Source organism: Campylobacter sp. RM16704, assembly GCF_000816245.1.
Taxonomy (GTDB): Bacteria; Campylobacterota; Campylobacteria; order Campylobacterales; family Campylobacteraceae; genus Campylobacter_D.
In genome coordinates, this window is the sequence record NZ_CP007769.1 from 1103778 (window position 1) to 1126721 (window position 22944).

18 protein-coding genes are annotated in these 22944 nt (G+C 29.6%); 3 read left to right on the plus strand and 15 right to left on the minus strand.

Annotation, left to right across the window (positions count from 1 at the left end):
- Positions 1-3: 3 nt before the first annotated feature.
- Genes dapE through CAQ16704_RS05725 form a run of 3 tightly spaced genes read right to left on the minus strand, consistent with a single transcriptional unit; the run spans position 4 to position 2393 of the window.
- Positions 4-1104 (minus strand): succinyl-diaminopimelate desuccinylase, encoded by a 1101-nt coding sequence (gene dapE / locus CAQ16704_RS05715; RefSeq protein WP_039667286.1) that lies wholly within the window; start codon positions 1102-1104, stop codon positions 4-6.
- A 3-nt stretch (positions 1105-1107) separates the two neighbouring features.
- On the minus strand, positions 1108-1701 hold the full coding sequence (locus CAQ16704_RS05720; RefSeq protein WP_039628698.1) for a LysE family transporter: 594 nt from the start codon (positions 1699-1701) through the stop codon (positions 1108-1110).
- Positions 1695-2393 (minus strand): SIR2 family NAD-dependent protein deacylase, encoded by a 699-nt coding sequence (locus tag CAQ16704_RS05725; protein ID WP_039667287.1) that lies wholly within the window; start codon positions 2391-2393, stop codon positions 1695-1697. The genes CAQ16704_RS05720 and CAQ16704_RS05725 overlap by 7 nt, the downstream gene beginning before the upstream one ends.
- Positions 2394-2841: 448 nt before the next feature.
- On the opposite strand from CAQ16704_RS05725, the gene CAQ16704_RS08015 reads away from it, so the two are divergent.
- Both CAQ16704_RS08015 and CAQ16704_RS08270 read left to right on the plus strand, forming a co-directional pair.
- Positions 2842-3195: a hypothetical protein gene (locus tag CAQ16704_RS08015; protein WP_052245019.1), complete on the plus strand. Its 354-nt coding sequence runs from the start codon at positions 2842-2844 to the stop codon at positions 3193-3195.
- Between the two features lie 67 nt (positions 3196-3262).
- Complete coding sequence (locus CAQ16704_RS08270; RefSeq protein WP_052245020.1) at positions 3263-3529, plus strand: hypothetical protein; 267 nt, start codon at positions 3263-3265, stop codon at positions 3527-3529.
- Between the two features lie 125 nt (positions 3530-3654).
- Here CAQ16704_RS08270 and CAQ16704_RS05735 read toward each other — a convergent pair whose 3' ends face one another.
- The 10 genes from CAQ16704_RS05735 to ileS all read right to left on the minus strand — a co-directional run bounded on the left by CAQ16704_RS05735 (position 3655) and on the right by ileS (position 16220).
- Positions 3655-5853: an endonuclease MutS2 gene (locus tag CAQ16704_RS05735; protein ID WP_039667288.1), complete on the minus strand. Its 2199-nt coding sequence runs from the start codon at positions 5851-5853 to the stop codon at positions 3655-3657.
- Positions 5853-6200, minus strand: coding sequence for a hypothetical protein (locus CAQ16704_RS05740; protein ID WP_039667289.1), 348 nt, complete (start codon positions 6198-6200; stop codon positions 5853-5855). Before CAQ16704_RS05740 ends, CAQ16704_RS05735 begins: the two co-directional genes overlap by 1 nt.
- A complete protein-coding gene (murC, locus tag CAQ16704_RS05745; RefSeq protein WP_039667290.1) occupies positions 6193-7485 on the minus strand; it encodes a UDP-N-acetylmuramate--L-alanine ligase in 1293 nt (430 codons plus the stop codon). Before murC ends, CAQ16704_RS05740 begins: the two co-directional genes overlap by 8 nt.
- An 84-nt stretch (positions 7486-7569) precedes the next feature.
- The gene (locus CAQ16704_RS05750; protein ID WP_235361589.1) at positions 7570-8982 is read right to left on the minus strand and encodes an LTA synthase family protein; all 1413 of its coding nucleotides are present in this window, start codon (positions 8980-8982) and stop codon (positions 7570-7572) included.
- A gap of 292 nt (positions 8983-9274) precedes the next feature.
- Positions 9275-9532 carry a hypothetical protein gene (locus CAQ16704_RS05755; protein WP_039667291.1) on the minus strand — a complete coding sequence of 86 codons (258 nt, stop codon included), beginning with the start codon at positions 9530-9532 and terminating at the stop codon, positions 9275-9277.
- A 42-nt stretch (positions 9533-9574) separates the two neighbouring features.
- Positions 9575-10363, minus strand: a complete 789-nt coding sequence (locus CAQ16704_RS05760; RefSeq protein WP_039667292.1) for a carbon-nitrogen hydrolase family protein — start codon at positions 10361-10363, stop codon at positions 9575-9577.
- The gene (gene xseB / locus CAQ16704_RS05765) at positions 10356-10529 is read right to left on the minus strand and encodes an exodeoxyribonuclease VII small subunit (RefSeq protein WP_039667293.1); all 174 of its coding nucleotides are present in this window, start codon (positions 10527-10529) and stop codon (positions 10356-10358) included. Before xseB ends, CAQ16704_RS05760 begins: the two co-directional genes overlap by 8 nt.
- Positions 10529-11980, minus strand: a complete 1452-nt coding sequence (gene guaB / locus CAQ16704_RS05770) for an IMP dehydrogenase (protein WP_039667294.1) — start codon at positions 11978-11980, stop codon at positions 10529-10531. Before guaB ends, xseB begins: the two co-directional genes overlap by 1 nt.
- A gap of 10 nt (positions 11981-11990) precedes the next feature.
- A complete protein-coding gene (gene gatA, locus CAQ16704_RS05775) occupies positions 11991-13355 on the minus strand; it encodes an Asp-tRNA(Asn)/Glu-tRNA(Gln) amidotransferase subunit GatA (RefSeq protein WP_039667295.1) in 1365 nt (454 codons plus the stop codon).
- A 99-nt stretch (positions 13356-13454) separates the two neighbouring features.
- Complete coding sequence (gene ileS, locus CAQ16704_RS05780; protein ID WP_039667296.1) at positions 13455-16220, minus strand: isoleucine--tRNA ligase; 2766 nt, start codon at positions 16218-16220, stop codon at positions 13455-13457.
- 100 nt (positions 16221-16320) lie between these two features.
- On the opposite strand from ileS, the gene CAQ16704_RS05785 reads away from it, so the two are divergent.
- Positions 16321-17412 (plus strand): CinA family protein, encoded by a 1092-nt coding sequence (locus CAQ16704_RS05785; protein ID WP_039667297.1) that lies wholly within the window; start codon positions 16321-16323, stop codon positions 17410-17412.
- Positions 17413-17458: 46 nt separating this feature from the next.
- Here the strand turns inward: CAQ16704_RS05785 and CAQ16704_RS05790 are convergent, their stop codons facing one another.
- Together CAQ16704_RS05790 and CAQ16704_RS08025 are read right to left on the minus strand one after the other, a co-directional pair.
- Positions 17459-19420 (minus strand): ShlB/FhaC/HecB family hemolysin secretion/activation protein, encoded by a 1962-nt coding sequence (locus tag CAQ16704_RS05790; RefSeq protein ID WP_082020057.1) that lies wholly within the window; start codon positions 19418-19420, stop codon positions 17459-17461.
- 121 nt (positions 19421-19541) lie between these two features.
- On the minus strand, positions 19542-22937 hold the full coding sequence (locus CAQ16704_RS08025) for a two-partner secretion domain-containing protein (protein ID WP_052245021.1): 3396 nt from the start codon (positions 22935-22937) through the stop codon (positions 19542-19544).
- Between the last annotated feature and the right edge of the window lie 7 nt (positions 22938-22944).

The window sequence follows — 22944 nt, forward strand, 5'->3', positions numbered from 1 at the left end:
CTCCTAGTTAAAACTCTCTATCAAGTCTTTAAAAACCAAATACAATTTTTCAAGCTCTTCTATACTAACTCTTTCATCAACTGCATGAATTCTATCATTACACACGCCAAATTCTACTACCTTCACACCAAACTCAGCAAAATATCTTGCATCGCTTGTACCGCCCTTAGTGTTAAGCTCTGGTACCACTTGGCTAATTTTTTGCACACTTTCGTTTAGTTTTTGCACGATCTTAGAATCACTTTGTGTTAAAAAAGGTTTTGAACTTTGATCTAAACACAACTCATAATCAAGCCCTTCGCAAGTCTTTTCTACATAAGCTTTTATATCTTCTAGGCTAGTTTGTGGGGAATTTCTTACATTAAACATCAATTTCAAATCATTTGGGGTTACATTGCACACTTCCATACCACCGCGTATATCAGTAATGACAATTTTAGATGGCGCAAATACCTCATCACCTGGATCAAGGTCAAATCCTGCTAAGAATTTCAAAGCAGAAGCAAAATTATGCACCGGATTAATACATTTTTGCGGGTATGCTACATGACCTTGCTTGCCCTTGATGATTAATTTTCCATTGATAGAACCACGACGCCCTATTTTAATACTATCTCCAAATTTTTTATCACAAGTTGGCTCAGCAACCACAGCAAAATCAGGCAGCATATCTTTTTCTTGCATAAATTTAAGCACTTCAAGCGTGCCGTATTTAGCCTCACCTTCCTCATCACTTGTTAAAATAAGTGAAATTCTTCCTTTAAAATTTCTTACTTCCTTAACCGCACACATAAAAGCAGCTACACCACTTTTCATATCTTGTGCACCTCTTACATAAATAAATCCATCTTTTTCTAAAGGTTCAAAAGGATCACTGCTCCAACCCTCTCCCGCAGGCACTACATCCACATGCCCACCAAAAGCCAAATGCTCCCCATCATCACTAAATTTTTTAGTCAGTAAAAGATTTTTCACACCTTCTTTTTCTATAAAAAAAGCTTCAAAATCACTTAACTCCACTGCGATATAATTTAACGCCCCATCATCATCTGGGGTGATGGATTTAAATTTACTTAATTCTTTAAAAATTTCAACTACTTGCATGTTTTATCCTATAAAAGCTTTATACAGCATAGAAAGAGCAAAATACTCTAAAATAAACGCTGAGAAAAGATTAATGTAAAATATATGTTTGTTTTTCACAAGGGCTTTAAATTTAGACACAAAAAACGATAGAGTAAAAATCCAAAACACAATAAAACCCACCAAACCAAAAAGCAAGGCAAAAGAGTTTTTACTCTGCATACTAAGTCCTGCTACACTCACCCAAAAGCCTATAACGTAAGGATTTGTAACATTTAAGAAAAATCCTTTGCTAAAACCCTTTAAAGGATGGGTTTTATTTACCTTGTTAAGATCAACTTTTCTTGTTTTTCTTAGCATTAGAAATACCATAAAACTCAAAAAGAAAAAGCCAAAAACAGCTAGTATTTTATAAAAAAATTCATTATTTGCAAAGCTTAAAAGCCCAAGGTTAATCAAAATCAAAAAAAGTATGTCAGCACTTAAAGCACCAAGCCCAACACAAAAAGCATTTTTAAAAGAAGACAAAGCAGTATTTAAGATTAAAATATTTACAGGTCCAAAAGGCACAGACACACCCATACCTAAAACTATACCTTGTAAGATTACTTCTAACATTTTGCTTCCAAGAAATTTTCTATATCGATTTTGATTTTATCAATGGCTGTGCAAACATCTTCTATATAAACTTTAGTAAAATTACTTTCTAAATATTTATCCTCATCAAGATTGTTTAATATACTTTGCTTACATACTCTTGCATACTCTCCCACGGGTAAAACCTGCCCACTTGTGCCTATACATACAAACAAATCACAATTTTGTAATTTTTCATACAAAATTTTATAATTTGGTGCCATTTCTTCAAACATCACGATATTGTGCCTTACACTTTTGCTTTGGCATTTAGGACAAATTTTATCATCACTACTTTCATAACCTATGTTAAAAATACTTTCACATTCTAAGCACCTAAGCTCAGGTAAAAAGCCATGCAAATGCACCACTTCTTCACAGCCTGCTCGCTCTAATAAATCATCTACATTTTGCGTTAAAATGCTAATTTGCTTTGGAAATTTTTGTTTTAATAAAGCAATGATTTTATGTGCATGATTTGGCTTAACACTAGCTAGTTCTTTTCTTCTTTTATTATAAAATTCCAAAACTTTTTTAGGATTTTTTCTAAAACCACTTGCAGAGCAAACTTCCATCACATCATACTCTTCCCATAACCCACCGCTAGCTCTAAAAGTTTTTATACCACTTGGAGCGGATAAACCTGCCCCACTTAAAATCATAATGTTTTTCATCGCTAAACCTTATAAAATTTACAAAGTTTAGCGAAAAATGCTTTAAGAAATATTGGTTTTTTATAATTTTCTTGATAGTGAGCTATTATTTTTTATTTTTTATATTCTACATTTTTCATATAGTTTTTCATAAATTCATAATCTGGATTAGCTTTAGAGCCCATAGGAAGTAATAATTTTTCTCTTTTAATTCTTTTATTATTTGATTTCTCGATTAAAACTATATTTGACACTTAATCAAATAATAATTGGGAGTAAAACGCACTACCAACACTTCCACTATTTGCCAAAGAAACACAATTGTTAAATTTTCTTATTTTCATGATTATCTGTAAAATTTCTATACTATTATTAAAATAATGAGTCTTTCCTTAAATTTGTTTATCTTTAATCAACAAATAAGCAAGGATATCCTGAATATTGTGGTGTTGTTAAAGATTTTGTAATTGTGATTGAAAATAAGGTAGATGTGAATAAGCATGTAAAATATAATGATAAAAATCTCATTTTGCAAGAACAAAAAGATGTAGAAAATTACGCACTCAATGGCGCTTTGTGGTATGCAAAGTATATTATTAAAAATCAAAATACTTATAAAAAAGTTTTTGCTATTGCTATAAGTGGAGATAGCAAAAAACATAAAATTACACCTTTATTTGTAGATAACGGAGCATTGATAAAAGAACCTTTGGAAGATATAGAAACTTTTATGCTTTTAAATGAGAAAAATATAGAAGAATATTACAAAAGAGAGGTTTTAAAGGAAGAATCTAATAAACAAAAAAACAAAAGAAGAGATTGAAAAAATTGCTGCCACATTACATGAGGATTTAAGAAATTATGGGGCTTTAGACGATAGGAATAAGCCTTTGGTTGTAGCAGGGATTTTACTTGCATTAGCTGAAATGGAAGTTCAAAAATTGAATTTAAGTTATCTTAATAATGATGATATTAATACAGATGGAAATAAGATTTATGAGCTTATTGAAAAAAATCTTAAGCGTTCTCATCTTGCACCACAAATAAAACTTGATAAAGTTTTAACACAATTTTCCGTGATAAAAGACACTAAAAAGATTAATGAGCTTTGTGAAATTACTGATAAAAAAGGTTCCTTTTTTAGATGCATTACTTAAAGCTTCATTCAACTCTTTAATATCTGAACCTTGATAAGTCAAATTAATGTTTGCTTCTTTCAAAAGATCATATACCCATAAGTCCGTTTGCGCTTCTTTTTTTGCTATCACAAAACTCCATTTCTTTACAACCTCACCACCTTAGCACCAAAACCACCCTGATTAATCGGTGCATCGTTAAAACTTTTTACACTTTTGTGAGCTTTTAAAAACTCTTTTACCGCAAAAGCTAATTTTCCTGTGCCTATACCATGATAAACTATAACCTCATCAAAACCTACTATCAAAGCATCAGATATAAATTTATCTAATCTTTCAAGTGCTTCATCGCTTCTAAGACCGTGTAAATCTAAAGTCATATTTAAAGCACTTGGGCGGGTTATACTAACACTTGATTTTACCTTTTGCGTAGGAGTTTGATTGCTCTTTTTAAGAAGTTTTAGTGGCACACGCAAATTTAAACCATCACTTTGAATCATTGCTTCATTTTTGGAAATAGCTGTGATTTTACCTTTGATTTTTTCATATTTGACAAAATCCCCCACTCTAAGCTCTTCATTTTGTTCCATACTTGGCAAAATAATGCTTTTTTTAAGTTCATTTGCTTTATTTAAACTTCTTTGTTTTTCTTTGATATCTTTTAGATTTATCGTTTTTTTAGCTTCTTCTATGGCTTTGTGATATTTAAATTCTAAATTAGAAACAAGCTTTTTAAATTCTTGATCGTTTTTTTCTTTTTGATCTTTGAGTGAAAGTAAAATTTCATCTACCTTAGCTTCTTTTTTCTCAAGCTCTTCATTTTTTTTGCGTAAAGAAAGTTCAAGATTGATGTTTTTACTTACCATTTCTTCTAAATTTTCTTTATCTTCCCCATAAAGCTTTTTAGCATTTTGCACTAAATTTGCACTTATACCATATCTCAAAGCTGTTTCAAATGCATAAGATTTACCTATGGTGCCTTTTAAAAACTCATATTTTGGTCTTGAAAGCTCTTCATCATATAAAGCAGCTATAAGTTCAACTTGTGAATTTTTAGCCAAAAGCATAGCAAGGCGTTTATGGTGGGTTGTGATGATGATTTTATTATCTTGTTCTAAAAGCTTAGAAATAAGCTCTGTATACAAACAAGCAGCTTCTTCAAAATCAGTCCCAAGTTCTATCTCATCAACTCCTAATAAAACATTTTTCTTACCTAAAAGTTTAGAAAAATGTAGCATTCTTCCTGCAAAAGTAGAAATATCATTTTTCACATTTTGTGGATCTTCCAAAATCGCATCAAATTCTTTAAAATTTCCTATTTGGCTTTTTTGCGCGTTAATTCTCATAGGAAGTAAATGTTTTGCAAGTAAAGCCGCACTTAAAATTCCTTTTAAAAGCATAGACTTACCACCCGCATTTACACCCGTGATGATTAAAACTTTTTTATTAAATTCCACATTCACACTTTTTGCATTTTTTAAAGCTGGATGTGCGAAGTTATATAAACTTAGATTATTAGAATTATCTGCTAAAACAAACTCATAATCATGCTTTTTTGCCATTAAAATCCTAGCACTATAATGATCAAACAAATCAAAAGCATTATTGATAAATTTTAAAAACATTAGATTTTTGTAAAAAATTTGACTAATTTTTTTAGCATATTCATAAAAAATTTCTTCTTTAGCGTCTTTGATTTCATCAATTTGACTTTGAATTTTTTCTACACTCAAAGGCACTACATAAAATCCACCGCCACTACTTCTACCTATAATTTTTGCTTTTAAGATATGATTAAACCCACCACGCAAAAGCAAAGCTTCCATACCATTTATAAGATGAATTTGAGTATCGATTAAATACACACTAAGACTTTTAGTATATGTGAGTTTTTTAAACTCAGCTACCAAACTTTCTTTTTTCATTTTTAGAGCTAAATTTAAATTGACAAGTCTTTCATCAATACTTTCCTTAATCTCACCCTTTTCATCAAAATATCCAAAAAGTTCTAAAATAGCTTGTGGAATTTCTATCTTTAAAAGCCATTCTTTTAAACTTTCTTCAAATTTTAATTTTTTTAAATATTCAAAATACATACAAATTTTTATAAACTCAAAACTTTGATTTAAATGCAAAATTCCTTGTTTGCTAAGATGAGTTAAAGCACCACTTAGCTCATCTACCATAGGCGGAGGATTAAAATCAATCAGCGAAAGCTCGTTAAGTCTTTTAAAATGAAGCTTACTATCACCTTGCAAAAATATTTCTTTATCTCTTGCAAAAAGTCCTTTAAATTCTGTTACATATCCATCTAAATCTAACTTTTTAAAAAACTGCTCTTGCATTATTTTTCTACCTTGCAATCTTTTATATCAAAAATTAAAGCTTTGAATTGTTTGTTTTTTCCATTAGAAACAAAACTTTGCGTTCCGTGCTCGAAGTTAAAATACTCTTTACTTACATTAGTGTCTTTGCATTTTAGGCTTTGCCCTTGTAAAAAAGCATTAAGCGTTTCTTTTTTTAGCACGCCACTTCTTGTAGCACTAAGTTCAAATTTAATTGCAAAAGCTACAGCTAAAATCAGTACTAAAACCAAAAGATAATTGCTAATTTTTCCCATTTTCTTGCGTAAAAAAATAAAAAAAAGCAAGATTGCAAAAAAAGCTAAGATATATAAAAAAATCTTAAACATATTTTCCCCTAAGCTTTGTACTTATATCCCCCGCACCAAAACCAATCACTAAATCATTTTCAATTAGCTCATCATCAAGATAAATGGCTTTTTCTTCTCTTTTAATTTCTTTTATAAATTTAGCTTTTGGGAAATATTTTTGAATATTAATTTCTATCTTATCTTCCCCTGCTGCATAAACAGGTAAAATATAAAGCCCATCAACGCTAGATAAAACTTCACTAAAATACTCTATATTTGCACTTAGACGCGTATAGCGGTGAGGTTCGAAAATAGCTATGATTTTTTTATATCTAGCTAGTCTTGCATACTCGTTTGCTGCTTTAAGTGTAGTTTTGATTTCTGTTGGATGATGTCCATAATCATCAATCAAAGCCATATTTTCATTTGCAAATAAAATATCAAATCTTTTTTTAATACCTTGATACTTTAAAAGTTTAGTTTTAATTTCATCTATACTCGCAAATTCACTCGCAGCCAAAATAGCCAAAGCAGCGTCCATCGCTACATGCTCACCCATGCCAAAAACACTAAATTCCCCTAAATCTTTTAGTGTAAAATATGTTTTTGGTTTGAAATTTTCTACTTTCATATAGATATTTGTAATATCTTTACTTGGATAAAGTTTTTTTACATTACTTAAATTTAAACTTGCCAAAAATTCATCTTCGCCGTTAATAACTTGAATCTTAGATAGGTTTAAAAAATCCGCATAAGCTTTGTGTAATTTTTCTAAGTCATTACTATAATGATCTAAATGCTCTGCTTCAACATTTGTTACTATAGCTAAATATGGATTTGAATTTAAAAAAGAACTATCGCTTTCATCAGCTTCAAATATAAGATTTTCACTTTCTTTATAAAGCATATTAGTGCCACTTTCTTTTAAAACAGCACCAATAATCACAGAAGCTTCTATCAAGCTTGCTAAAATACTTGAAGTTGTGCTTTTACCATGAGCCCCTGCAACCGCAAAAACTCTTTTGTCTTTTAAAATCATAGGCAAAACTTCTTTTCTTGAAAGAGTTGTGATATTTTGTTCTTTTGCACTGATTAATTCTTCATTATCTTCTTTTATAGCAGCTGAATATACTACTAAATCTACATTTTTAACATTATCTTTATGATGAGGAATTTTTATACTCATTCCCTCTTTTTCTAATTCTTTTGTAATTTTACTTTCTTTAATATCAGAACCACTTATCTTAAAACCTTGTTCTTTTAAAAATCTCGCCAAAGCTGAAATTCCAATACCACCTATACCTATAAAATGAATTTTTTGCATTCTTGCCTCAAATTTTTGAAAATTTAAGGCAAAATTCTATCATTTATTTACTAAAATAAAAATATAAAACTCTTAAATGCAAAACTACCCACAGCTTTTTAAATTAACTAACCTATAAATAAATTGTTTTTGAAAAAGCTCTTTATATGTATTTGAAAATTCTTTATGATAAGGGTCTAATATAAAAATTTTATTTGTATTTTTTAAACTTGTGTTATTTTCAAAATAATATCCATTATTACCTTCATATACTCCATTTTTATCAACCCATATAAGCTCATTAAAACCAAATTCTAATTTTTCATTTTTTATAGGTGCTAACATATTTCTTCCACCTAAACTTAAATATCTTGTATTACTAAGAGTTAGATTATAAAGTGTTGGAAAAATATCTTTATGCGAACCCACACGATTTTTATCATAATAAATATCATTTCTTAAATGCTTTGGAAGATACAAATAAAAAGGCACACTATAAGCAAAAGCCTTTTGAGAAATTGTATCCATCTTAATATCTCTAAATCTATGATCACCTGTTGCTGCAACGATGATATTATCCTTAAATTCGCTTTCTTTTACATAATCTAAAAACATTCCAAATTCATCATTTGCATACGCATAAGCATTTAAAGCACCTATAAAATCACTGATAATAAATTGATTTGATATTTTTTTATCTAAAGCACCCTCATCTATAAGTTGTTTTTTACTCTTATGTATATAAGGTCTATGTGTAGAAATACTAAGAAAAATAACAAGCGTAGGACTTTTAGCATTTTCAAAAATAGAATATATTTTTTTATACATAAACTCATCGGCTATGCCATACTTGTGTTTAGTTTCTTTAGCTTGTGGAAAATCTTGCAAAAGCGTGTTTTCATCTATAATTTCATCTACACCTTGATTTTTAAAATAATTTCCAAGGTTATACCAAGAAGCATTACCACTATAAACAAAAACTATCTTATACCCTGCATTTTTATAAATTTGCAAAGGTGTAAAGGCTAATTTTTCTTTTTGGTACAATCCATTTGATATGATATTTGGGCTTAAAAAAACTAAACGATTAAAACTTTCTATGGTGTTATTTGCACTAGATAAAAATCGAGTAAAAACAATATCTTGCTCAAAATGCTTTTTCAAACTACCTAAAAGATTTAATTTCTCATCTCCAAATTTGGCTAAATTCAAACCAAAACTTTCCATGATATTAAGATATATATGATTTTTTACATGAATTTCTTTTATCGAGGTAGTATCAAATATAGGAAAAAGTTTTTCTTCTAGTTTAGAAATTTCTTCCAAACTAACATTTTTAAATTCTTGCTGGTTTTTGTATTCTTTATAAGCCCAAGAAAAAGCCATCAAAGGATTTGTAGAAATTTCATTAAAAGCTTTTATAGTGCTAAATTCATAATTTGAAGCTCTTAGAGCATTATAAGTAAAATGCCCTCTTAATGCTACAACATAAGCATAAATTAGCAAAACATTTAACAAGAAAAAAATATCAACTTCATCTTTATGGTTTTTAACTTTAAACTAAAAATTTTTACATTAAGATAAAAGCAAAATACACCAAAAATCGTAGCTAAAAATAATGCTTTTATAATAGGATAATCAGAAAAAACTATCGACAATATAGCCTTGGTATTATCATCTTTTAAACCAAAAATAAAAATATCAATTTTGCTTGCATAAAGTTGAAAGTAATAATAATGTATAAATGCAGAAATTAAAACAACAAAAGCTATAAAAGCTACATAAAAGCTAGAAAGATAAGAATAAAAATTTAGCGATTACCCCCCCCCATAGCATGATATTTGCTATCTTTAAAAACTAAACTTATATAAGAAAACAAACCACACAAAAATATGGGTAGAAAAATGGTGCTAAATGTTCTCATATCATGACCTAATCCATACGCATATACCATTAAGACATTTTCGCTTTCATTAATTAAATTTTTTATCATCAAAAATCTAACTGAAGCAAAAATTCCCATAAAAATAAAACTAAAAGAAAGAATTTGTAATAAAATTTTTCTCATCATTCTCCTTTAAAATGATATTTTATAGCTAAAAAATACAATTTACTCTTCGTAATTTTTAAGAATTTTATCAAAACCCCATAAATTTCTAGCTTCATTTGCTTTACTAACTTCTATTACAAGCATTTCTTCTTGATCGCCAAGTTGTTCTTGTACTTCTCCAAAAGCATTGATAAAAAAGCTATCTCCATAAAATTTCCACTCATTTTCTTGTTTTAAATTTCCTATGCGATTAACCCTTAAAATACTCGTTGAGTTTAAAAAAGCTCTAGTTTTTAAAAGCTCTAGCCATCTTTGATTACTCTCAAAAGTACTAGCTGTAGGAATGATGACTAAATCTATCTTTTTTTTCATAATCATTTGCCAAAATATATCAAAATGAGCTTCAAAACCAAAAAGCAAAGCACATTTTAGCCCTTCATGAGTAAAAGCAAAAAGTTTAAGTTTATCAGTTTTTTTATTGTTAAAAAATTTTTCTTCGTTCCAATGTGCATAAGGCATTAAAATTTGCTGTTCATATACTTTTACATTTTGCGGACCTACTTTTAAGCATATTTTTTTCAAACCATCGTTTTCCACGCTAATAAATGGAGCTATGATATTTAACTCATATTTTTTTGCAAGTTTTATCAAACTTGCTTTTTTACTTTGGCTTTGTTCTTTAATCATACTTTTTGGCATAGTTTTAAGCTCACTAAAAAAGCTATTTATGACATACTCGCCTAAAACTACTAAATTTGCACCACTTTCTTTAGCTGCCTTTAAATAATAATCAAGTCTTGATTCACTCAAAGCCAAAGTTGGAAATTGTAAAGCGACAATACTACTCATCTACTTGCTCGATTTCTAATTTTGCTTTTTCAAGCATAGTTCTTGCTTGTTTTATGCTTTTTAAACCTTCTTTGTAAATTTCTACACAAGTTTTAAGGTCTAAATCTTTATCATTAAGTTTTTCCAAAGAAAGCTCAGCTTGTTTGATATGATCTTCAAATTCCATTAATTACTTACCTTATAATTTGGTGCTTCAGCTGTGATGGTCACATCATGCACATGGCTTTCTTTTAAACCTGCTGCGGTAATTTCTACAAATTCAGCTCTTTCTTGGAAAGCTTTGATATCCACTGCACCCACATAACCCATAGAAGATCTAAGCCCACCTAAAAGTTGATGCACTACACTTTTTATACTTCCCACATAAGGCACCCTACCTTCAATGCCTTCTGGCACAAGTTTATCTTGAGCTGTGCCTTCTTGGAAATATCTATCCGAACTTCCTTTTTGCATAGCTCCTAAACTTCCCATACCGCGGTAACTCTTATACTGCCTTCCTTGATAAGTAAACAATTCCCCTGGACTCTCATCAGTCCCTGCTAAAAGTGAGCCTATCATCACACTACTTGCACCTGCTGCAATAGCTTTTGCAATATCGCCTGAGTATTTTATACCCCCATCAGCAATTACCGGTACATCATATTTGCTAGCTTCTATTGCACATTCATCTATAGCTGAAATTTGAGGTACACCTACACCTGAAACTATACGCGTAGTACAAATACTACCAGGTCCTATACCTATCTTAATCGCATCAGCACCTGCTTCACAAAGATCTTTAACCGCTTTTGCACTTGCAACATTTCCTACTATCACATCTACATCAAATTCAGCTTTAATCGCTTTTAATGTGTCAATAATCCCTTTAGAATGCCCGTGTGCACTATCCATTACGATAACATCAACTTCAGCTTCTACCAAAGCTCTTACACGATCAAGCTGACCCACACCAACTGCTGCAGCTACTCTTAATCTTCCATAGGCATCTTTGTTAGAATTTGGATATTCTTTGCGTTTTTTTAAATCTTTTATAGTAATCAAACCTTCTAAATGATTATTTTCATCCACTATTGGAAGTTTTTCTACTTTATTGGTAGAAAAAATTCTTTCAGCATCATCTAAGGTAGAGCCTTTTTTAGCTGTGATTAAAGGCATTTTAGTCATAACATTTTCTACTAAATTATCAAAATTTGTTTCAAATCTTAAATCACGATTAGTTAAAATTCCTATTAAAATTTTATTCTCATCTACTACAGGAACACCTGAAATTCTATATTCAGCCATTAATTCCAGTGCTTCTTTAACACTTGCTTTAGCTCCTATATAAATAGGATCCATAATCACGCCACTTTCACTTTTTTTAACTCTTTTTATCTCTCTAACTTGCGAAGCTATATCCATATTTTTATGGATTACTCCTATGCCACCAAGTCTTGCCATCATAATAGCCGCTCTATGCTCTGTTACTGTGTCCATAGCAGCTGAAATTAAAGGCATATTTAAAATGATATTTTTTGTAAGTCTTGTTTTAATATCCACTTCTTTAGGTAAAACTTCAGAATATTGAGGAACCAATAAAACATCTTCAAAAGTTAAAGCACGTTTGATGATTTTCATAATTTTTCCTTTATTTGTTTTTGATAATTTCTTCCAAGCTTAAAGCACCATCTAGCAAAGTTTGCTCATCATAGGCTTTACAAATTAATTGAGCTGAAATATTAAGTCCATTTTCATTTTTTCCTACTGGCACACTAATGCCACCAAGCCCTGCTAAATTAACTGAAATAGTAAATACATCTTCTAAATACATTTGCACCGGAGTTTTAACATCATTAAAACCAAAAGCCACACTTGGAGCAACCGGCATAAAAATCAAATCACAATCACTTAAAATTTCTTCATACTTTTGTTTGATAAATCTTCTAGCTTTTTGAGCTTTAATATAATAAGCATCATAGTATCCGCTACTTAAAACAAAGGTTCCAAGCAAAATTCTTCTTTTTACTTCTTCGCCAAAACCTTCACTTCTACTATTTACATACATTTGGTTTAGATTATCGCATTTTTCACTTCTTCTACCATATCTTACACCATCATAACGACTTAAATTTGCACTTGCTTCAGCTGCAGCAATGATGTAATAAGCAGCAACGTCAAATTTAGAATCCATCAAATCTTTATAAACAATCTCATGACCATTTACTTTTAGCATATCTATGGTTTTTAACAAGGCTTGTTTTACATCTTCATTAGTTTGTTCTACATAATTTTTAATTACAGCTATTTTTAGCTTTTTACCTGCATTAAGTTTTGGCGTAGTTGGTTCAAAAGCTATATTTGCACTTGTGCTATCTTTTTCATCATACCCTGCGATAGCATCATACAAAATCGCAGCATCTGTAACATTTTGAGTAATCACTCCAATTTGGTCAAGACTTGAAGAATATGCGGCTAATCCATACCTACTAACTCTTCCATAACTTGGCTTAAACCCTACACATCCACAAAAAGCAGCAGGCTGTCTTACCGAGCCACCCGTATCTGAACCCAAACTCGCCAAAGCTATCCCAGAAGCAACTGCAGCAGCACTCCCTCCACTACTTCCACCTGGGACTTTAGTATTATCAAGCGGGTTTAAAGTTTTACCATAAAAAGAAGTCGCACTTGTGCTTCCCATAGCAAATTCATCCATATTACATCTTCCAAATGGAGCAAAGTTATTTTTACGCAAATTTATAATAACACTTGCATCATAAGGTGCTACATAACCTTGTAAAATTTTAGAACCACAAGTTAATTCCCAATCTTTTACACTAATATTATCTTTTATAGCTACTGGCACACCTACACCTGAAGTATTTAAGTCTTTCTCTAAAAATTGCTCTACATAAGCACCTAAATGTTTTTGTTTATGTGCTTTTTCATTTAATTCTTTTTTTAGATTTTCTAATTCTTCATTTGAAAATTTCAAAGCTTCTTTTAAAGTTACCATTATTTATCCTTAAATTTTTTAACCAAATAAAACAAAAAAAGCGTGATAAATAAAAAACAAATTAGAGTAATCACAACCACGCTAAAAGGTAAAGCTTGCTCAAACATTTTTTGCTTTTTCCACACTATTACATCTTGGACATAAGCATTCTTCTTCTTTTGCTAAAAACTTCCAACATCTTGGACACTTATGCAATGAAGAACGGACAATTTTAAAACTATGATCATCTATTTTAAATTCACTCAAAGCTTCTTTATCATCTAAGCTTTCAACCAAACTTACCATAAACCAATCAGCTACTTCTTCAATATCTTCACTCAAAAGCTCATTTGCACTTGTTTGTAGGCTTAACTCTAAAGTTGATTTGATGATTTTATCTTTTTTTAATACATCAACAAGCTCAAAGAATTTTTCCCTTGATTTTACAAATAATTCATCTTCGATTTTATACTCATAATCAAAGCCATTTTTCCACATCAAATCAAATACATCTTTAGCATTTTCTTTAATAACTGCATTTGCATGTTCTAATGCCTCGTCTATGGTATAAGTTAAACTTGGAGCTAAAAGTGTGAAAAGTTTTCTAGCTATTAGCACCATAGCACTCTGCGCACTTATTCTTTTTGCATCATCTTTAGCATTACAATACAATCTATCTTTACAAATATCTAAATAAATTCCACTCAAATCAGCACTTAAAAAATTTAAAAGCACACTAAAGCCTTTTGCAAATTCATATTTTTCAAAAGCAGCTTCACATGTTTCAAAAGCAATTTTTGCACGCATTAAAATCCACTTATCTAAAAGCGTGAAATTTTTTGTTTCTAAAAATTCTATATCATTAGTATTTGCAAGTAAAAATCTTATAGTATTTCTTATCTTTCTATACTGCTCACTTACTTGCTTTAAGATATTATCTGAAATTTTTAAATCACTTGAATAGTCACTAAGCATAATCCAAAGTCTTAAAATCTCTACCCCATAATTTTTAGCTACATTTTGAGGTAAGATTACATTGCCTTTAGATTTACTCATTTTTTGACCCTTTTCATCAACGGTAAAACCATGAGTTAAGATATTTTTATATGGAGCTTTATGATTAATAGCAGTTGAGATTAAAAGCGAGCTTTGAAACCATCCGCGGTGTTGATCACTTCCCTCAAGATACATCGAAGCTTGGTATTCTCCTGCGTCATATCTAGCTGAGTTTAGTACTGCTTCCCAAGTACTACCACTATCAAACCAAACATCTAAAATATCATATACTTTTTCTAAGTTATTTGGATCATATTTAGTATTTGGCGGTAATAAATCTTTAATTTCTAAATCCCACCAAATATCAGCACCATTTTCTTCAAAAAGGCTTACTAAATGATCTAAAACTTCATCATCAAAAATCACTTCTTTGGTAGTTTTGTCTCTAAAAAATGCTATAGGCACACCCCAATCTCTTTGTCTTGATATACACCAATCAGGGCGATTTTCTATCATAGAGCTAAGACGCTTAATTCCACTTTCTGGATAAAATTTCACGCTATTTAATTGCTCTAGTGCTAGTTCTCTTAAAGATTTTCCATCTAATTTTTTTTCATCCATTAAGATAAACCATTGCTTTGTAGCTCTATAAATAACTGGTTTATGTGTTCTCCAACAAAATGGATAAGAGTGGATAAATTTAGAACTTTCAAGCAAAGCATCGCCAAGCAACTCCAAAATACGCTCATTTGCTTTAAAAATATGAAGCCCTATAAACTCACTTAACAAATGCTCTGGTAAAAGCCCTTTAACTCTTAGCGTTTCATCATAACATCCACCATCATCTACTGGCATAATCACTTCAATGCCATATTTTAAACACACATAATAATCATCCTCGCCATGCCCTGGTGCAGTATGAACAAGTCCTGTTCCACCTTCCATTAAAACGTGATCACCTAAGATTAAAGTAGATTTTCTTTGATTAAGTGGATTAATAGCATTTAAATTTTCAAATTCAACACCTAGAAGTTCTTTTTGAATTTCACCTTTGGTAAAGCCTTTATTTATCATAGCTTCAAGCAATGCTTTAGCAAAAATAAAACCTTCTTCAGTGATAACATATTTTTCATTTGGATTTAAAGATATAGCTTGATTTGCTGGTAAAGTCCAAGGTGTGGTAGTCCAAATAACTGCTTTTGCTTTTTCAACGCCTAATTTTTCGCAAGATTCTTTATCAAGTTTAAATGCTACATAAATAGAATAATCTTCTTTGTCCTCATACTCTACTTCAGCTTCTGCTAAAGCACTCTTAGCAGCCCAACTCCAAAAAACAGGTTTACTTCTTTCAAGCAAAAGTCCTTTTTTAGCTATCTTGCACAAAGCCTTATAAATATCTGCCTCAAAAGCATTTTTCATAGTTAAATACGGCTCGCCCCAATCAGCAATCACACCTAAAGATTTAAATTCATCTCTTTGGATATTTACAAATTCTCTTGCATGCTCTCTACAAAACTCACGAATTTCTTTTTTGCTAAAACTTTGCTTTTTATCTTTAAGCTTAACTTCAACTTGCTGTTCTATAGGTAAACCATGACAATCCCATCCTGGAGTAAAACGCACTTTCTTGTCTTGAAAATAATGCATTTTTATAATGATATCTTTTAAAATTTTATTTAAAGCATGACCAATGTGCAAATGCCCATTAGCATAAGGAGGACCATCATGTAGAGTAAAGCTTTCGCTTACTCCTTGTCTTTTTTGTTTCATTTTCTCATAAGCATAATTGTTTTCAAACCACTTACTAAAACGCTTAGGCTCAAGCTCTGCTAAATTTGCACGCATTGCAAAAGTAGTATTTGGAAGCAATAGCGTATCTTTATAATCCATACTATCCACCTTCAAAAATTTAAAAATAGCTAATTCTACTTAAAATACTTTTAATTTGCACTTATTTTTTTGCTATAATCACAACAAAAAAAGGAAAATTGTGAAACATTTAATCATCGTTATGGGAAATGAACTTATTATCAATGATAATTATATGCGTTATATTCAAGAAGAATATAAAAAGCAATTTTTAGAACTTCATGAGTTAAAATTTATTTCTAAACCTGACAAAGACCTTCCTTTTTTACTTGAAAAACTTTCTCAAGAGTACGATTACATAACAATTTTTAGCACAAATGAATACTACACAACTATAGCTAAAATTATAGCAACCTTAAACGATGATGCTCTAATCTTAGAAAATGATACTTTAGTACCATCAAAAGCAATTCGCGTAAAGAATAGTTTTATAAGCAACCTCAAGCAGTGTTGTATTAATTTATTAAATACTAATGTGGAAACAAAATTACCACAAATTTTACAAGAACCAAAATTAAATTATGCATATTTTTGTATTTTAGATATAGATGAAACAAGTGCCAATATTTTACTTAACACTTTAACAAAATCATTCGAGATTCAAGTAAAATCAAGCACTTTACTTGAAAATTTAATTTGCATAAGAGCAAGTGCTAGCCAATATGGCAAATTAGAAGGTTTTTTAAAAGGAGTTTTTAAGTTATTTTCTGGGAAAGTATTTTTAGGAAACAATCCTGTTAAATTTGTAGTCAAGAAACTTTTAGAAAAAAAATTAAAAATATCCTTTGCAGAAAGCTGCACTGCTGGACTTTGTGCTTCAAAATTAGCCGAAATTTCTGGAATTTCAGATATTTTCGAGGGTTCTTTGATAACTTATTCTAATCGTTTGAAAAATTCTTGGCTTGGAGTGAGTAATGATACCCTAGAAAGTGTAAGCGAATATTCTGATCGTTGTATTTATTTTATGCTAAAAGGCACATTTAAAACTACAAATTGTGATTTTGCTTTAGCAATTAGTGGTGTAGCAGGAGAAGAGAGTGACAAAAACACAAAAGCAGGCACCATCTATATAGGAGCTATGTATAAAGATGGAACCTTTTTACAAGAATGTATTCATATACAAGGTAATAGAAACTACACAAGAGAGCAAGCTAGTCTAGCTGCTTATAGCTTAATGCTTAAATTAAAACCTGAAATTTTCTTTGGTGTTTAAATTTATCCACAAAAGTGTATTTTGAGTGATGATTAAACCTAGGGTGTTAAAAATACACCCCACCACTTAAATATAATTTCATTCTATGATCATCATCTAATTTGTATTTATGTAATGCTCTTGCTCCATCAAGTTTTATATAATACTCATTAGCTTTATTATAAAGTATTTGTAAGCCTAGTGCATCTAAGAAATGATCATCTACTAATCTATTACCTGAATCTTTTTCATACCAAGCATAACCTATATCATAAAAGGGAGTAAAATAAAAATTAGTATTTGGTATATTTATTCTTATACCAAAGTTAGCTACTATAGTATTATCTCCATCACCTTCTCCATTATCATAAGCTCTTACTCCATAAGCTCCACCCAAAGATGAACTTTCAGAAGAATCAAGCTCAAAATTCCCTAATACCTTTTGATAGTTTATATTAACAGTATGAGTAATATATTCATTAAAACTATAATAATTATTCAAACTAGCATTGAGTTTTCTAAACCAACCAAAGCCATTACCACCACTTTTAGATGTATCTCCAAATACAGTAGTTCCATCATCTTTTACCTTACCTATGCTTATTTTAGCACTATAACTTAAGGTATTGTTTTCAAAGCCTCTAAATAAACCTTCTAAACCCATACTTCCTACATTAGAACTTTTATCAAAGGTTAAAAGATCTAAGGTTACATCACTAAGTATTTTATGATATATACTAGAAGTTATATAAAAAGATGAATTAGTATTAATCCATATAGGATAAGAAAAATCTATACCAAAATTCCTAGAAGTACCACTAAAACCTAAACCCTCATATTCTCTTCCTAAATAATAAGTTCCTTGAGATATACTAGGAGTAATTTTTAAATTACCTACAAAGAAAGTATAACTTGCTCCATAATTGATTTGTTTTTCATCACTAGATTGTAAGTAAAAATTATAATAATCTCCCATATTAAGTATAGAATTAAATCCCATACTAATACCAGCTCTATATTCTCCTGCACTCTTAATACCATAATTATCACTATATATTAATACATTAGCCTTAGTATCAGGTTCTACTTCTATAAGAATATCAGTTTCACCTACATTCTCTCCTGCTTGTAAACCTGCTAAGGTTTGAAGTCCATACATTTCATTGACTTTATATACACTATCTTCTATTAATTTAGTAGAAATGATTTTACCTTTGATTCTTTGATTGAGCTTACTTTCTAAAAAATGATCTTTTATAGTAGTTTTATTTTTTATTATATACTTACCTAATACTCCTAAAGAAATATTAACTTGAATGTTTTTTCCATCAAATTCTTGTTGAGGAATATAAGCTGTTGCTGCAGGATAACCATTTACTTGAAAATAATAAGCAATGATATTAGATATATCTTGTAAATCTTGTAAGCTAAATCTTCTTGTTTTAAACTCACTCACTAAGCTTTGTAAATCTTCTTCTTTAATACCTAGTTTTTCAAAGCTAGTGTTTTCATTAGTAAGAACAAATTTATATTGAGTGAGTATTTTTTTATTAGTAGTAGTATTGGTTAAATTAGTATTATTAGTAGTAGTATTAACTTTATTGTTTGAAGTATTATTATTTATATTAGTATTATTTTCTTTATTGGTAGTATTATTAGAATTATTATTGTTAGTTTTATCTTTTGTATTAGAATTAGTATTAGTTTTATTATTGTTTGTATTAGTGGTTGGGTTGGTATTAGTTTGATTGTTTAAGTTATTAGTAGATGATTTAGCTTTTTCATCTTCTTGTTTAAATTTTTCTTCTAATTCTTGTTTTTTTTCTTCAAAGTCTTTTTTAGCTTCTTGGCTTTTTTTATAATCATCTTGGGTTTTTAGATTTTCTTTGATAGCTTTGTTTTGAGGGATGTTTTTATCAGGGGATAATTCTATAATTTTTCCTATATCATTTTTAGTTATAGTGATACTTCCATTATTAGCATAAACTAAAGAACTAATTGCTATGGTGCTAAGTAAAAGTTTTTTCATATTGGTTTTTTCCTTTATTTTAATTAATCTTTTATTTTAAAGTTAAGAGTTTTTGTTTTTTTTATTTATTTGTTTTTAATTATATAAACTACTAAAAATTAGTAGTTTATATAGATTGTTTTTAAAAACTTCTAACTATGCAAGGATTCATAGTTTTAAAATTATCACTTACTATACAAATCTTTCCTTTTTGCATTAGGGCTGTTTCTTCTACTTCTTGCTTTTCACTTTCTTCTTCTAAAGTATTATCACCTATTAGATTGAGTGAGGCAGTTTGTTCAAAATCTAAATCAGTTTTTGGAAGATCAGGTTTGTTTGGATCTTCTCCATCGCCACCACCACTAATTGGTTTATTTACATCAGGCACAACAAGCAACATATCTTTAAAATTACCTACAACACTTACCTTAGTAGTATTATTTGCAGTTTTAAAATCTTTAAGATCTTTTTTATAAACTGATAAATTAGCATAAAGCTCTTTAGCTTCTTTGTTTAGTTTTGTGATATTATCTTTTATAATGATAAAAGCTGGATCATTTTCATTTTTAAGTCCTTTTTTTATTAGCATTACAAAATTATCATAAGCTTTTATTGCTTGATCTAATTTATTTTGATTAGCTAATAATTGTTCTTCAATCAAAAGACCATCTTTAACTGTATCATTATAAAGAGTAATTAATTTATTATGCCATAAGTTTTTATTAGTATTAAAAACATTAACTTTATTTCCAGCATTATTAAACGAAGTTTCAAATTTTGTTTTTACGCTATTATCTTTAAAATTAACACCAGTTGTTGTGTTGTCTTTATATGCATTTAAAAAGCTTAAACTTTGTAGTAATGCTCTAGCATCTGTTTCATTAACACCTAAATAAGAAGTCATAAATTTAACTTGCTCATTTTCTGTTTTACTAGCAATTCCTGGATATTCTTTTAATAGTTTAGCCAATAATCTCATATTTATTTTATAATTAACTTTATCAATATCTTTGATAATATATTCATCCCATATATCATTGCTAATTAAATCATCATTGTCTAATTGTGCTTGTTCGTTTTTAATGCTGTTAATATCAGGTAAATATACTGGTATTTGAGTGATAGTAAAATCTGTAGTAAAGGTAAAACTATCTCCATTTTGGTGTAAACCATAATCTTGAAATTTTTCTTGAATTTTATTCTTAAATTGTGTATAAAAATTTTGCTCTTGACTAGCTGCATATGATTGCAAATTAAAATCAACATCTGATGGCATTTGCACAACCTTAGTGGCTTCTGATGTTGCTAGTATATTATTAGGTGCCCACATAAAGACATTTTTATACTGATTTTTATGTTGTGGTTTATTGCTGCTGATTGTAAAATTTCCAATTAGCTTATAATAATCAGCCACTGAAGATTTAATTGTAGCATCTTTATTAAAAAACATATAAATATTATTAAAACTATTTCTATTTGTATTCACAACAAAACCAGCAGCCCCTGTTAATTGATCTGGATGATATGTCGTAGAACCCTCTGCTATTATACTTCCCATATTATTCATAATTATATTAAAATACCTTGAATCTCTAGAGACAGATACAAATCCAGCAGCATAACTAAATTCAGATTTATTTGTTGCTATGGCATTTATTTTTCCTATATTGTTTAAAACTATATTAGAAAGATCACTAGTTGTCATTCTTCCAGCAAAACCAGCAGCATAAGATAAGTCATTTTCTCCGAACCAACTTTCCTCATTGTTGAATTCTCCATTATTATATGCTTTTATTAATTTTATATTATTTAAAACTATATTGCTATAACTATCTCTTCTTATATTATCTCCTGTTTCACCCTCTTGTTTAAGCTGAAGATCATTATATGCATGACCTACAAAACCTCCAGAATACGCAAACCTTTTGTGTGCAAAAGCCTCAATATTTATTATATTATTAAGAACAATATTATCAAAACTATTTCCAATTTTATTATAATTATAATTTCCTGTCCATATTTCACCAGTAAAACCACCTGAATGTGCTACACTAGATGCTTGACTATATATTTTATTGATATTTTTTAAATAAATATTATCTAAAGTACTTGCAGATATATAACAATAAGGATTACTAGCATCATTGCCACAATTACGCGACCATTCTAAAGTATCAATAATACCACCAGCAAAACCACCTGCTCGAGCATATCCTCCATCTACTGTTGAAATTGCTTTTATTTCATTTACATTAGAAAGTGTTATATGTGATGCAGAACTTCCACCAAGCATAATCCCTACAATACCTCCAGCAAACACTGAACCTTTATCACTATTTCCTATAACACTCCCATTTTCATAATCTACATTGAAATTTTTTAGTGTTCCATTAGATATAACTCCAAAAATACCCAAATACATATCATCATTAGAACCTTTTATATTAATATTTTTTAAAGTATAACCTTGTCCATCAAAGATTTTATTAAAAGCACCTATATCAACAGGGTTGCCATATTGTAAATCGTATTGATTTCCTACTATCATATTGGTGTATTCATTATCTTGTTTTTGCCCATCACCATTTAAGTCTATCCAATAATTAGCATAGTTTTTATTGTTATTACCACCAAAATCTATATCTTTAGTAAGTCTATATTCACTAGCACTAGTTCTAAATCCTGTTTTGTTTTCATTCCACCCTTTAGCAAAATGCCACCAATCTACATCAGAACCTATACCTACATATGCATCTTTTTTAAAGTTATTATTTCCACTAATCTTTGAAAACACACTAAAAGAATATGGATTATAATAATATCCATTAGCATTTAAATATGCATTACCTTTTGTTTTTGCATCAACATTTAGACCTTGTAAAGTATTGCCATCTATACTAGCTACATCTACATAAACTTCATTACCTTCTAGTTTTATATTTTTAGCCATAACTTTATTTATGTTGTTATAGTTTTCAGAGCCTAATACTACCTTGTTACCTTGTAGGGTAATATTATTTGCATTAATATTACCCATATTAACCACATTACCTAATTTATTAGGTTTAAATACAGGTGAAAAGCTTAAACCATCATTGAAATTATTCATATTAGCAAAGTTTTGCATAGCTGCACTATCCATAGATGAAGTAGAAGCCACAAAGCGATTAGCATTGATAGTTCCTGTTTTAGTAATGATTACTCCATTAGGATTGATTAAAAATACATTATTACCATTAGCATTTAATAAACCAGCTATAGTAGATTTACTTGTTCCATGAGCAATGTTTAGATAGTTTTTATTGCTTCCTCCAAAATTTACACTCTCACCTTGATTAATACTAAATCCACCACCCCATTGAATGACAGAACTAACTTTATGACCATTAATATTCATAGTATTACCATTAATGTTTATAGTTCCTGTTGTTCCATGAGTAAATTTACCTCCACTAGGTAAAGCCATTAGTGGAGAAAAAAGTAAAGATACTGTTATACCTGAAAGTATGATATGATGAGTTAGTTTTGTTGTTTTCATATTTGCT

Coding starts and splice junctions, on each gene's coding strand:
- dapE (WP_039667286.1), bottom strand. CDS start 1,104: ATGCAAGTAGTTGAAATTTTTAAAGAATTAAGTAAATTTAAATCCATC.
- CAQ16704_RS05720 (WP_039628698.1), bottom strand. CDS start 1,701: ATGTTAGAAGTAATCTTACAAGGTATAGTTTTAGGTATGGGTGTGTCT.
- CAQ16704_RS05725 (WP_039667287.1), bottom strand. CDS start 2,393: ATGAAAAACATTATGATTTTAAGTGGGGCAGGTTTATCCGCTCCAAGT.
- CAQ16704_RS05735 (WP_039667288.1), bottom strand. CDS start 5,853: ATGCAAGAGCAGTTTTTTAAAAAGTTAGATTTAGATGGATATGTAACA.
- CAQ16704_RS05740 (WP_039667289.1), bottom strand. CDS start 6,200: ATGTTTAAGATTTTTTTATATATCTTAGCTTTTTTTGCAATCTTGCTT.
- murC (WP_039667290.1), bottom strand. CDS start 7,485: ATGCAAAAAATTCATTTTATAGGTATAGGTGGTATTGGAATTTCAGCT.
- CAQ16704_RS05755 (WP_039667291.1), bottom strand. CDS start 9,532: ATGAGAAAAATTTTATTACAAATTCTTTCTTTTAGTTTTATTTTTATG.
- CAQ16704_RS05760 (WP_039667292.1), bottom strand. CDS start 10,363: ATGAGTAGTATTGTCGCTTTACAATTTCCAACTTTGGCTTTGAGTGAA.
- xseB (WP_039667293.1), bottom strand. CDS start 10,529: ATGGAATTTGAAGATCATATCAAACAAGCTGAGCTTTCTTTGGAAAAA.
- guaB (WP_039667294.1), bottom strand. CDS start 11,980: ATGAAAATCATCAAACGTGCTTTAACTTTTGAAGATGTTTTATTGGTT.
- gatA (WP_039667295.1), bottom strand. CDS start 13,355: ATGGTAACTTTAAAAGAAGCTTTGAAATTTTCAAATGAAGAATTAGAA.
- ileS (WP_039667296.1), bottom strand. CDS start 16,220: ATGGATTATAAAGATACGCTATTGCTTCCAAATACTACTTTTGCAATG.
- CAQ16704_RS05790 (WP_082020057.1), bottom strand. CDS start 19,420: ATGAAAAAACTTTTACTTAGCACCATAGCAATTAGTTCTTTAGTTTAT.
- CAQ16704_RS08025 (WP_052245021.1), bottom strand. CDS start 22,937: ATGAAAACAACAAAACTAACTCATCATATCATACTTTCAGGTATAACA.